The 12,390-nt window shown below is 70.6% G+C and carries 11 protein-coding genes; 9 read left to right on the top strand and 2 right to left on the bottom strand.

Annotation, left to right across the window (positions count from 1 at the left end; genetic code table 11):
* The first annotated feature begins 346 nt into the window (after positions 1-346).
* The 6 genes from eccD to ACFYT9_RS14055 all read left to right on the top strand — a co-directional run bounded on the left by eccD (position 347) and on the right by ACFYT9_RS14055 (position 7,418).
* Entirely contained in the window at positions 347-1,846 is a 1,500-nt protein-coding gene (eccD, locus tag ACFYT9_RS14080; RefSeq protein WP_387279640.1) for a type VII secretion integral membrane protein EccD, read from the top strand.
* A gap of 190 nt (positions 1,847-2,036) precedes the next feature.
* Positions 2,037-2,327 carry a 30S ribosomal protein S15 gene (rpsO, locus tag ACFYT9_RS14075; protein WP_329424763.1) on the top strand — a complete coding sequence of 97 codons (291 nt, stop codon included), beginning with the start codon at positions 2,037-2,039 and terminating at the stop codon, positions 2,325-2,327.
* A 268-nt stretch (positions 2,328-2,595) separates the two neighbouring features.
* Entirely contained in the window at positions 2,596-4,806 is a 2,211-nt protein-coding gene (locus ACFYT9_RS14070; RefSeq protein WP_387279638.1) for a polyribonucleotide nucleotidyltransferase, read from the top strand.
* On the top strand, positions 4,803-6,182 hold the full coding sequence (locus ACFYT9_RS14065) for a M16 family metallopeptidase (protein ID WP_389163387.1): 1,380 nt from the start codon (positions 4,803-4,805) through the stop codon (positions 6,180-6,182). Before ACFYT9_RS14070 ends, ACFYT9_RS14065 begins: the two co-directional genes overlap by 4 nt.
* A 25-nt stretch (positions 6,183-6,207) precedes the next feature.
* On the top strand, positions 6,208-6,960 hold the full coding sequence (gene dapB / locus ACFYT9_RS14060; protein ID WP_387279634.1) for a 4-hydroxy-tetrahydrodipicolinate reductase: 753 nt from the start codon (positions 6,208-6,210) through the stop codon (positions 6,958-6,960).
* Between the two features lie 5 nt (positions 6,961-6,965).
* Entirely contained in the window at positions 6,966-7,418 is a 453-nt protein-coding gene (locus ACFYT9_RS14055) for a hypothetical protein (RefSeq protein WP_376603152.1), read from the top strand.
* On the opposite strand, the gene ACFYT9_RS14050 is transcribed toward ACFYT9_RS14055, so the two are convergent.
* Entirely contained in the window at positions 7,408-7,956 is a 549-nt protein-coding gene (locus tag ACFYT9_RS14050; protein ID WP_387279632.1) for a hypothetical protein, read from the bottom strand. The genes ACFYT9_RS14055 and ACFYT9_RS14050 overlap by 11 nt on opposite strands.
* Positions 7,957-8,010: 54 nt before the next feature.
* Positions 8,011-8,250, bottom strand: coding sequence for a hypothetical protein (locus tag ACFYT9_RS14045; protein ID WP_376603150.1), 240 nt, complete (start codon positions 8,248-8,250; stop codon positions 8,011-8,013).
* Positions 8,251-8,440: 190 nt separating this feature from the next.
* Between ACFYT9_RS14045 and thyX the strand changes: the two genes are divergently transcribed.
* From thyX to ACFYT9_RS14030, 3 genes are all read left to right on the top strand, one after another.
* On the top strand, positions 8,441-9,181 hold the full coding sequence (gene thyX, locus ACFYT9_RS14040) for an FAD-dependent thymidylate synthase (protein ID WP_376603149.1): 741 nt from the start codon (positions 8,441-8,443) through the stop codon (positions 9,179-9,181).
* A gap of 178 nt (positions 9,182-9,359) precedes the next feature.
* Positions 9,360-10,259: a 4-hydroxy-tetrahydrodipicolinate synthase gene (gene dapA / locus ACFYT9_RS14035; protein WP_389163382.1), complete on the top strand. Its 900-nt coding sequence runs from the start codon at positions 9,360-9,362 to the stop codon at positions 10,257-10,259.
* A gap of 131 nt (positions 10,260-10,390) precedes the next feature.
* Entirely contained in the window at positions 10,391-12,076 is a 1,686-nt protein-coding gene (locus ACFYT9_RS14030) for a ribonuclease J (protein WP_389163379.1), read from the top strand.
* Positions 12,077-12,390 lie beyond the last annotated feature (314 nt).

Below are 12,390 nucleotides of genomic sequence, written 5' to 3'. Positions count from 1 at the left end.
CGCGAGGACCACCGGTCCACGCGCCGCTCCACGGTCCGCGGGGGGTACGGTCCACACGCCGTTCCACGGTCCGGCGAGGACCATCCGTCCACGCCGCTCCACGGTCCGGCGAGGGGTACGGTCCCCACGCCGCTCCACGACCCGAAAGGGTCACGGCCCGCACGGACCACGGCCCGACCGGGTCACAGCCCGCACGGACCACAGCCCGACCGGGTCACAATCCGACCGGGCCACAGCCCGCACGGACCACGGCCCGCACGGGCCACCGTCCGCGACCCGGCGGCCGGACCCGCCGGCAGGAGCACCGGGATCACAGGATCACCACGAGGGGAAGCAGCAGGTGAGTATGACGGCCCCAGCCACGGCCGGCGGAGCCGGCCAGTCGGCTCCCACCACCGTGTTCCACGGCGGCACCGGCTTCTGCCGGATCACCGTCGTCGCGCCCGACGGCCGCGTCGACGTCGCACTCCCCGAGGACGTCGCCCTCGCCGACCTCTACCCGGAGGTGCTCCGCCTCTCCGGCCAGACCCCGGCGCCCGGCGCACCGGTCGGCTACCACCTGGTGCGCCGCGACGGCACCGTCCTCGACGGCAGCCGCTCCCTGGCCGCCCAGCGGATCCTCGACGGCGAGCTGCTCTCGCTGCGCCCCTTCGCCGACTCGCTGCCCCCGGCCGTCTTCGACGACGTCTCCGACGCCGTCGCCTCCGCCGTCTCCAAGGACCGCACCCTGTGGTCCGACGCGCTGATGCGCGGCGCCGGCCTCCTCGGCGGAGCGGTCCTCCTCACCCTGCTCGCCTTCGTCCTGTGGACGGCCGAGCCCCGCCACGACATGCACGGACTGCCCGGCATCCTGGCCGGCGTCACCGCCGTGCTGCTCCTCGCGCTCGCCGCCGTCCGCGCCCGCGTCTACGACGACCGCGGCTCCGCCGTTGCCCTCGGCACCGGCGCCATGGCGAACGCCGCCGTCGCCGGCTCCGGACTGCTCGCCCTCACCGACGGCCAGGGCATCGGCAAGCTCCAGTTCCTGCTGGCCTGCACCGCCGTCCTCGTCTGCGCCGTCATCCTCATGATCGTCTCGCCCGGCGGGGACGGCCCCTTCGTCGCCTTCGTGCTCGCCTCCACCATCGGCGTGCTCGTCGGCTTCGCCGCCATCCTCACCGAGCTCACCCCGGCCGAGACCGCCGCGGTCTGCGCCCCGGTCGCCGTCGGCGCCCTCGCCTTCCTGCCCGGCCTCTCCACCCGCTTCGCCCGCCTCCCCATCGGCTTCGAACCGCCCAGGACCGCCATCGGCGGATACGGCTCCGAGACCGAGCCCCAGGGACCGGTCGACGCCGCCCGGATCGCCGCCCAGGCCCGCCGCGGCCACGAGCTCCTCGTCGGCCTCGTCGGCGGCTGCGCCCTGGTCGCCGTCGGCTCCGCCGCCGTCCTCGGCTTCTCCGACACCGTCTGGGGCCAGCTCCTGGCCCTCGCCACCGGCGTCGCCATGCTCATGCGCGCCCACCTGTTCCGCTACACCGCGCAGGTCGGCTGCGCGCTCGCGGCGGGCCTCGGCTCCCTCGTGCTGCTCGGCCTCGGCCTCGCCCTGAACCCGCCGGCGGAGCTCGTCCTGGAGGCCCTGAAGGGCGACGGCACCGCCCTCGACATCCGTACGGTGTGGCTCTCCGCGGCCATCGCCGCCGTCGCCGCGCTCCTCACCGCCATCGGCCTCATCGTGCCGCGCAAGGGCGTCACCCCCTTCTGGGGCCGCTTCCTGGAGATCGCCGAGACGTTCGTGCTGCTCACGCTGCTGCCGCTCTGCCTCGCGGTCTTCGACGTCTACCACTCCATCCGGGCGCTCACCTCCTGAGCCGCCTGGTACGCTGTGTGACGGCCGTTTGTGTACGCGCTCCCTGTAGCAACCCGCAGCACCCGCCGATGCCCCGCATCGGCCCCGCCTCGGGGAGCAGCGCGCATCGGACCTCCGCTCCCGAGTCACGGAAGCTCCCCTGAGATGTAGACCAGGGGCACTCGTGGGCACGAAACCTGAGGAGAACCGCGTGGCTCTCGACGCCGCCGTCAAGAAGCAGATCATGACCGAGTTCGGCACCAAGGAGGGCGACACCGGCTCCCCCGAGGTCCAGGTCGCCATGCTGTCCCGCCGCATCTCGGACCTGACCGAGCACCTCAAGACCCACAAGCACGACCACCACTCCCGTCGTGGTCTGCTGATCCTGGTCGGTCAGCGCCGCCGCCTGCTGCAGTACCTGGCCAAGAAGGACATCCAGCGCTTCCGTGCGCTGGTCGACCGCCTCGGCATCCGCCGCGGTGCGGCCGGCGGCGCCAAGTAAGGACGCCGTGAAGGGAGCGGTTCCCACTTTCAGGGGGCCGCTCCCTTTGCTGTACGTGCGCGAAGTACCGACCGGCAATTACTCTGGTCGCAGAACGCCACAACCCGCGCGAGAAGCAGCCGGCACGCCGCCGGTCCTCGGTAGTGGCCCCCGGACCTCATCCCGGGTGCTTCGATCGAAGACCGGCCCGCCACTTCAGTGCTTCTCCCGCACCCGTCCGGCGCCACACGGGCGCATGGACCAAAGACGAACGTAGGAGAAACCCATAGTGGAGAACGAGACCCACTACGCCGAGGCCGTCATCGACAACGGCACCTTCGGCACCCGCACGATCCGTTTCGAGACGGGCCGCCTCGCCCGCCAGGCCGCCGGCTCCGCCGTCGCCTACCTCGACGACGACACCATGGTGCTGTCGGCGACCACCGCCTCCAAGCGCCCCAAGGACCAGCTCGACTTCTTCCCCCTCACGGTGGACGTCGAGGAGCGGATGTACGCGGCCGGCAAGATCCCCGGCTCCTTCTTCCGCCGCGAGGGCCGCCCCTCCGAGGACGCGATCCTCACCTGCCGTCTGATCGACCGCCCGCTGCGCCCGTCCTTCAAGAAGGGCCTGCGCAACGAGATCCAGGTCGTCGCCACGGTCATGGCGCTCAACCCCGACCACCTGTACGACGTCGTCGCGATCAACGCCGCGTCCGCGTCCACCCAGCTGGCCGGCCTGCCCTTCTCCGGCCCGATCGGCGGCGTCCGCGTCGCGCTGATCAAGGGCCAGTGGGTCGCCTTCCCGACCCACACGGAGCTCGAGGACGCCGTCTTCGACATGGTCGTCGCCGGCCGTGTCCTGGAGGACGGCGACGTCGCGATCATGATGGTCGAGGCCGAGGCCACCGAGAAGACCATCGCCCTCGTCAAGGGCGGCGCCGAGGCGCCGACCGAGGAGATCGTCGCCGCCGGCCTGGAGGCCGCGAAGCCGTTCATCAAGGTCCTCTGCAAGGCCCAGTCGGACCTCGCCGCCAAGGCCGCCAAGCCCGAGGGCGAGTTCCCGATCTTCCTGGACTACCAGGACGATGTCTTCGCCGCTCTCTCCGACGCCGTCCGCGGCGAGCTCGCCCAGGCGCTCACCATCGCCGGCAAGCAGGAGCGCGAGGCCGAGCTGGACCGCGTCAAGGAGATCGCCGCCGAGAAGCTCCTCCCGGCCTTCGAGGGCCGCGAGAAGGAGATCTCCGCCGCGTACCGCTCCCTGACCAAGGCCCTGGTCCGCGAGCGCGTCATCAAGGACAAGGTCCGCATCGACGGCCGCGGCGTCACGGACATCCGGATGCTCGGCGCCGAGGTCGAGGCCATCCCGCGCGTGCACGGCTCCGCCCTGTTCGAGCGTGGCGAGACCCAGATCCTGGGCGTCACCACCCTCAACATGCTCCGCATGGAGCAGCAGCTGGACACCCTCTCCCCGGTGACCCGCAAGCGGTACATGCACAACTACAACTTCCCGCCGTACTCCGTCGGCGAGACCGGCCGCGTCGGCTCCCCGAAGCGCCGCGAGATCGGCCACGGCGCGCTCGCCGAGCGCGCGATCGTGCCGGTCCTCCCGACCCGCGAGGAGTTCCCCTACGCGATCCGTCAGGTGTCCGAGGCCCTCGGCTCCAACGGCTCGACGTCGATGGGCTCGGTCTGCGCCTCCACCATGTCGCTGCTGAACGCCGGTGTGCCGCTCAAGGCCCCCGTCGCCGGCATCGCCATGGGCCTGATCTCCCAGGAGATCAACGGCGAGACGCACTACGTCGCCCTCACCGACATCCTCGGTGCGGAGGACGCCTTCGGCGACATGGACTTCAAGGTCGCCGGTACGAAGGAGTTCGTCACCGCCCTCCAGCTCGACACCAAGCTGGACGGCATCCCGGCCTCCGTCCTGGCCGCGGCCCTCAAGCAGGCCCGCGACGCCCGCCTCCACATCCTCGACGTGATGATGGAAGCGATCGACACGCCGGACGAGATGTCCCCCAACGCCCCGCGGATCATCACCGTCAAGATCCCCGTGGACAAGATCGGCGAGGTCATCGGCCCCAAGGGCAAGATGATCAACCAGATCCAGGAGGACACCGGCGCCGAGATCACGATCGAGGACGACGGCACCATCTACATCGGTGCCGCCGACGGCCCGGCCGCCGAGGCCGCCCGCGCCACGATCAACGGCATCGCCAACCCGACCATGCCGGAGGTCGGCGAGCGCTACCTGGGCACGGTCGTCAAGACCACCACCTTCGGTGCCTTCGTCTCCCTGCTCCCGGGCAAGGACGGCCTGCTGCACATCTCGCAGATCCGCAAGCTCGCCGGCGGCAAGCGCGTGGAGAACGTCGAGGACGTGCTCGCGATCGGCTCCAAGGTCCAGGTCGAGATCGCCGAGATCGACCAGCGCGGCAAGCTCTCCCTCATCCCCGTGATCGAGGGCGAGGACGAGACGAAGGACGACGCCTCCTCGTGACGTCCCGTAGTTCCGCGACGACGGCCCGCCCCTCCTCCGAGGGGCGGGCCGTCGCCCGTACCCAAACGCTTCTCCCGGGCAAGGACGGCATCGGCACCGTCCGCCGCACGACGCTCCCCGGCGGCCTCCGCATCGTCACCGAGACCCTTCCCTCGGTCCGCTCGGCGACCTTCGGCATCTGGGCCCACGTCGGCTCCCGCGACGAGACTCCCGCGCTCAACGGCGCCACCCACTACCTGGAACACCTCCTCTTCAAGGGCACCGCCAAGCGCTCCGCCCTCGACATCTCGTCCGCGATCGACGCGGTCGGCGGCGAGATGAACGCCTTCACGGCGAAGGAGTACACCTGCTACTACGCCCGGGTCCTCGACACCGACCTGCCGCTGGCGATCGACGTCGTCTGCGACATGCTCACGGGCTCGCTCATCCTCGACGAGGACGTGGACGCCGAGCGCGGCGTCATCCTCGAAGAGATCGCGATGACCGAGGACGACCCGGGCGACGTGGTCCACGACCTGTTCGCGCAGACCATGTTCGGCGACACCCCGCTGGGCCGCCCGGTCCTCGGCACCGTCGACACGATCAACGCGCTCTCCCGCGGCCAGATCGCCCGCTTCTACAAGAAGCACTACGACCCCACCCACCTGGTGGTCGCCGCCGCGGGCAACGTGGACCACGCCACGGTGGTGCGCCAGGTCCGCCGTGCCTTCGAGCGGGCCGGCGCCCTCACCCGTACGGACGCCGTCCCGATCGCCCCGCGCGAGGGCAGCAAGGTCATCCGCACGGCCGGGAAGGTCGACCTCCTCGGCCGCAAGACCGAGCAGGCGCACGTCGTCCTCGGCATGCCCGGCCTGGCCCGCACCGACGACCGCCGCTGGGCGCTCGGCGTGCTGAACACCGCCCTCGGCGGCGGCATGTCCTCCCGCCTCTTCCAGGAGGTCCGGGAGAAGCGCGGCCTGGCCTACAGCGTGTACTCGTACACCTCGGGCTTCGCCGACTGCGGCCTCTTCGGCGTGTACGCGGGCTGCCGCCCCAGCCAGGTCCACGACGTGCTGCGGATCTGCCGGGACGAGCTCGACAAGGTCGCCTCCGACGGCCTCACCGACGAGGAGATCGCCCGCGCGGTCGGACAGCTCTCCGGCTCCACCGTCCTCGGTCTGGAGGACACCGGCGCGCTGATGAACCGCATCGGCAAGAGCGAGCTGTGCTGGGGCACCCAGATGTCGGTCGACGACATGCTGGCCCGGATCGCGGCCGTCACCCCGGACGAGGTCCGGGAGGTCGCCGGGGACGTACTGACCCGGCGTCCCTCGCTCTCGGTGATAGGACCGCTGAAGGACAAGCAGGCGGACCGCCTCCACCAGGCCGTCTCCTGACCTCCACCCCTAAGGAAGAAGTGCGATGAGCAAGCTGCGCGTGGCGGTCCTCGGTGCCCGGGGCCGTATCGGCTCCGAGGCCGTCAGGGCCGTCGAGGCCGCCGAGGACATGGAACTGGTCGCGGCCCTGGGCCGCGGCGACGAGCTGGAGACCCTCGCCGAGGCGGGCGCCCAGGTCGTCGTCGAGCTGACCACCCCCGACTCGGTCATGGCCAACCTCGAGTACTGCGTGGGCCACGGCATCCACGCCGTCGTCGGCACCACCGGCTGGACCGAGGACCGCCTCGCGCGGCTGGACGGCTGGCTCGCCGCCTCCCCGGGCACCGGCGTCCTCATCGCGCCGAACTTCTCCATCGGCGCGGTCCTCACCATGAGGTTCGCCCAGCTCGCGGCGCCGTACTTCGAGTCGGTCGAGGTCGTCGAGCTGCACCACCCGAACAAGGTGGACGCCCCCTCGGGCACCGCCACCCGCACCGCCCAGCTGATCGCCAAGGCCCGCGCCGAGGCCGGCCTCGGCCCGCAGCCGGACGCCACCGCGACCGCCCTCGAAGGCGCCCGCGGCGCGGACGTGGACGGGGTGCCGGTGCACGCGGTACGCCTCCGGGGCCTGCTGGCCCACCAGGAGGTGCTGCTCGGCGGCGAGGGCGAGACCCTCACCGTCCGCCACGACTCGCTGCACCACTCCAGCTTCATGCCGGGCGTGCTGCTCGGTGCCCGCCGCGTGGTGAGCACCCCGGGCCTCACGTTCGGCCTGGAGCACTTCCTGGACCTGGGCTGACGGTCATGGGCGGCAAGATCACGTACGTCTTCCTCGCCACCGTCCTCGTGCTGGTCTTCGGGGTGGTGGCGATGGAGGGCGTCCTGCTCCTCCTGACCGGCGAGCCGGCGGCCATGGGCATGGGCGCGGTGGCGTTCCTGCTGCCCTGCGTCGGCGCCTGGTTCCTGTGGCAGAACACCCGCTTCGCGCGCCGGGCCAACCGGCTGGCCGCGGAGCTGGAGGCCGAGGGCGGACTCCCCGTCGACGAGCTGAAGCGCACCCAGGGCGGCCGCATCGACCGCGACTCCGCGGACGAGGTCTTCGCCCGGCGCAAGGCCGAGACGGAGGACTCGCCGGAGGACTGGCGCTGCTGGTTCCGGCTGGCGGTCGCCTATCACGACGCCCGCGACACCCCCCGGGCCCGCAAGGCGATGCAGCGGGCCATCGCCCTCCACGCGGGCCGGACGGTCAGCGCCTGACGCCGTACTCCGCGTGCCACGCCTCGACGGTGTCGGCGGCCCGGTCGAAGGCCTCGATCCGGGACAGGAAGTCGGCGTTGTGGTCGGTGAGCAGCACCAGCCGCTCGCCGGCCGTCCGGTCGAGGAGCAGCGCCTGACCCTGGACGGTGCGCGGGAAGTTCAGCCAGCGCACCGGCTGCTGGGCGGTGCGGACCTCGACCACCTTCGCCCAGGGCGTGGTGCCGGTGGTGAAGAAGCCGACGCGGCGCACGCCGGCGCGGCTCACCCAGGTGCCCATGCGGAGCAGACGCAGCGCGGCCAGGATGATCAGCAGGGCGAAGCCGAAGGTGACGGCTGCTCCGCCGACGGCGCCCGCGGCGGCGATGATCACCGCGGCGAGCAGGACGAACGAGGCGAGCAGCAGCGCGAGCGCCGCCGCACCGACCCGGTAGGGCCCCGGACGGTACGGACGGCGCCACTGGTCGTGGTCGTCGAACGGGAGCGCGACGGCGTCGGTGGTGTCGAAGGCACGGTCGGCCGTCAGAAAGGTCAGGGGCACGGCGGTTCCTCACTCACAAGCACGCTCGAAGGGGCGGTGCCCGGTGAGGCTACCTCAGCGGTTGTCGGAGGCTTCGGACTGCTGCTGACGCGTGGGCGAGTCCGTGCTGTCGAGCGACGGCATCCCGAGGACCAGGGAGCCCACGAGTCCGGCGGCGACGGTCAGCCCGAGCAGCGTACGCCCGACGATCTGGCCGGGCCGGAGCCGCTCCCGGGGCGGCGGAGTGACGTTACTGCGGAACTCGTCGGCCTCCGCCACGAACGCGAACGGTACGACCTCTGTCCGCCTGAACATGGGTGTCACTCTCCTCGGGGGTTGTCGTGTGCCTCACAGGTAGAGACGAGCCGACCGAGGGTTTGGTGCCGTTTTTCACCGAAGCAGCCGAATCTCATCCTTCAGACGGAGGGCCGGGGCGGGTGCGTCCCCAAGGAGTCGGACGTCGTTAGAGTGGGCGACTGCGATTGGCGACTGGAAGGTATCCCTGGTGACCGACACCCCCACCGAGCCCGTGAAGATCGACCTCCGGAGCGACATCACCGTCGAGCTGGTCAAGAGCGCCGCGGCCGACTCCGACGTCCTCTGGGCGGCCCGGGTCTCCACGGCGGGGGAGCAGTCCCTCGAAGAGCTCCAGAAGGACCCGGAGCGCTCGAAGGGCCTGATCAACTACCTGATGCGGGACCGTCACGGCAGCCCCTTCGAGCACAACTCGATGACCTTCTTCATCAGCGCCCCGATCTTCGTCTTCCGCGAGTTCATGCGGCACCGGGTGGGCTGGTCGTACAACGAGGAGTCGGGCCGCTACAGGGAGCTCCAGCCGGTCTTCTACGTCCCCGACACCTCGCGCAAGCTGGTCCAGGAGGGCCGTCCGGGCAAGTACGTCTTCGTCGAGGGCACCCCGGCCCAGCACGAGCTGGTCGGCCGCGCCATGGAGGACTCGTACCGCCGGGCGTACGAGACGTACCAGGAGATGCTCGCCGCCGGCGTCGCCCGCGAGGTGGCCCGCGCCGTCCTCCCGGTCGGTCTGTACTCCTCGATGTACGCCACCTGCAACGCCCGCTCGCTGATGCACTTCCTCGGCCTGCGCACCCAGCACGAGCTGGCCGCGGTCCCCTCCTTCCCGCAGCGGGAGATCGAGATGGTCGGCGAGAAGATGGAGGAGCACTGGGCCCGGCTGATGCCGCTGACCCACGCGGCCTTCAACAAGAACGGACGCGTCGCGCCCTGAGGCACAGATGTTCGTCCACTCTCGCGAAGTGTCCGTATTGCGACGTTTCGTGAAGTTCATCTAGGCTGATCAAACGGACCCGGCACTGCTTGAACCCCCGAGCAGGCAGTGCCGGGCTCCTCTTCTCACGTCCCCCCGAGGGGACACCCGGCGCTGAGCAGCGAGTAGCGTGTTACCCATGGCTCCGATCTCCACTCCGCAGACCCCCTTCGGGCGGGTCCTCACCGCCATGGTCACGCCCTTCACGGCGGACGGCGCACTCGACCTCGACGGCGCCCGGCGACTCGCCACCCACCTGGTGGACGCAGGCAACGACGGCCTCGTCGTCAACGGCACCACCGGCGAGTCCCCCACCACCAGCGACGCGGAGAAATCGGAGCTCGTACGCGCCGTACTGGAGGCGGTGGGCGACCGCGCCCACGTCGTCGCCGGCATCGGCACCAACGACACCCACCACTCGATCGAGCTGGCCCGCACCGCCGAGCGCGACGGCGCCCACGGCCTCCTCGCCGTCACGCCGTACTACAACAAGCCCCCGCAGGAGGGCCTGCACCGGCACTTCACGGCCATCGCCGACGCCACCGGCCTCCCGGTGATGCTCTACGACATCCCCGGCCGCTCCGGCGTCCCGATCGACACCGAGACCCTCGTCCGCCTGGCCGAGCACCCCCGGATCGTCGCCAACAAGGACGCCAAGGGCGACCTCGGCCGCGCCAGCTGGGCCATCGCCCGCTCCGGCCTCGCCTGGTACTCCGGCGACGACATGCTCAACCTGCCGCTGCTCTCCGTGGGCGCCGTCGGCTTCGTCTCCGTCGTGGGCCACGTCGTCACCCCCGACCTGCGCGCCCTCCTCGACGCCCACCTCGCGGGCGACTTCGAGAAGGCCACCGAGATCCACCAGAAGCTGCTCCCGGTCTACACCGGCATGTTCCGCACCCAGGGCGTCATGACCACCAAGGCGGCGCTCGCCCTCCAGGGCCTCCCGGCCGGCCCGCTCCGCCTGCCGCTCGTCGAGCTCTCCGACCAGGAGACCGCCCAGCTCAAGGTCGATCTGGCGGCCGGCGGGGTAGACCTCTGACATCCGACTTCACAACTGAATACGGCGACAACTGAAAACGGCTACAACCGAAAACCGACAACAGCAAGTGCACGATTGTCATGCGCGCCACGTGCCGACCGGTACGTGGCGCGTGTGGTGAGGAGAGACTTTTGAGCCATCCGCATCCCGAACTCGGCGCCCCGCCGAAGCTCCCCCAGGGCGCCCTGCGCGTCACCCCGCTCGGCGGTCTGGGCGAGATCGGCCGCAACATGACCGTCTTCGAGTACGACGGCAAGCTGCTGATCGTCGACTGCGGCGTCCTCTTCCCCGAGGAGGAGCAGCCGGGCGTCGACCTGATCCTGCCCGACTTCACCACCATCCGGGACCGCATCGACGACGTCGTCGGCATCGTCCTGACCCACGGCCACGAGGACCACATCGGTGGCGTGCCGTACCTGCTGCGTCTGCGGCAGGACATCCCCCTCATCGGCTCCAAGCTGACCCTCGCCCTGATCGAGGCCAAGCTCCAGGAGCACCGGATCCGTCCGTACACCCTCGAAGTGGCCGAGGGCCACCGCGAGCGGCTCGGCGCCTTCGACTGCGAGTTCATCGCGGTCAACCACTCCATCCCGGACGCCCTGGCGGTCGCCATCCGCACCCCCGCGGGCATGGTCGTCCACACGGGCGACTTCAAGATGGACCAGCTGCCGCTGGACAACCGCCTCACGGACCTGCACGCCTTCGCGCGTCTCAGCGAGGAGGGCATCGACCTCCTGCTGACGGACTCGACGAACGCCGAGGTCCCCGGCTTCACGGCGCACGAGCGGGACATCTCCAACGTCCTGCGGAACGTCTTCGCCAACGCCCAGAAGCGGATCATCGTGGCGAGCTTCGCCAGCCACGTCCACCGCATCCAGCAGATCCTCGACGCCGCCCACGAGTACGGCCGCCGGGTCGCCTTCGTCGGCCGCTCGATGGTCCGCAACATGGGCATCGCCCGCGACCTCGGCTACCTCCGGGTCCCGCCGGGCCTCGTCGTGGACGTGAAGACGCTGGACGACCTGCCGGACGACGAGGTCGTGCTGGTCTGCACGGGTTCCCAGGGCGAGCCGATGGCGGCCCTGTCCCGGATGGCCAACCGCGACCACCAGATCCGGATCGTCCCCGGCGACACGGTCATCCTGGCCTCGTCCCTGATCCCGGGCAACGAGAACGCGGTCTACCGCGTGATCAACGGCCTGACCCGCTGGGGCGCCAACGTCGTCCACAAGGGCAACGCCAAGGTCCACGTCTCGGGCCACGCCTCGGCCGGCGAGCTGCTGTACTTCTACAACATCTGCAAGCCGAAGAACCTCATGCCGGTCCACGGCGAGTGGCGCCACCTGCGCGCCAACGCCGAGCTCGGCGCGATGACGGGCATCCCGAAGGACCACATCGTCATCGCCGAGGACGGCGTCGTCGTCGACCTGGTCGACGGCCGCGCCCGCATCACCGGCAAGGTCCAGGCGGGATACGTGTACGTGGACGGCCTCTCGGTCGGCGACGTCACCGAGTCCTCGCTGAAGGACCGCCGGATCCTCGGCGAGGAGGGCATCATCTCGGTCTTCCTGGTGGTCGACTCCTCCACCGGCAAGATCACCGGCGGCCCGCACGTCCACGCGCGCGGCTCCGGCATCGACGACTCCGCCTTCGACGCGGTGCTCCCGAAGATCGAGCAGGCGCTGAACAAGTCCGCCCAGGACGACGTCGTCGAGCCCCACCAGCTCCAGCAGCTGATCCGCCGCACCGTCGGCAAGTGGGTCTCCGACACCTACCGCCGCCGCCCGATGATCCTCCCGGTCGTCGTAGAGGTCTGAGCCCGAAGGGCCTGACCAGCAGGGTTACGGAGCGGGGCGCCTCGATTTGCATCGGGGCGCCCCGCTCCAGTACGTTTACGGCTCCGCCAGAACGGGAAGCCCCGGCGCCGCAGTGCGCCCGGCCGGCTGAACGGGAGGCGGGAAATCCGACTCAGAACTTCTGATAAAGTCGGAAAGCGCCGGAAGGCCCCGAGAAAAACAAATCGGGACCGGAAAGCACCGAGGAAATCGGATCGGAAAGATCTGATAGAGTCGGAAACGAAGAAAGCGCAGGAAGCGCCCGGAGGGCCTGGAAACAGGAACGAAGGAAGCGT

It is taken from the genome of Streptomyces sp. NPDC004435 (genome assembly GCF_042873895.1).
Classification (GTDB): Bacteria; Actinomycetota; Actinomycetes; order Streptomycetales; family Streptomycetaceae; genus Streptomyces.
Note: the sequence above shows the minus strand (reverse complement) of the source record. Positions and strands in the feature narration are given on the sequence as shown.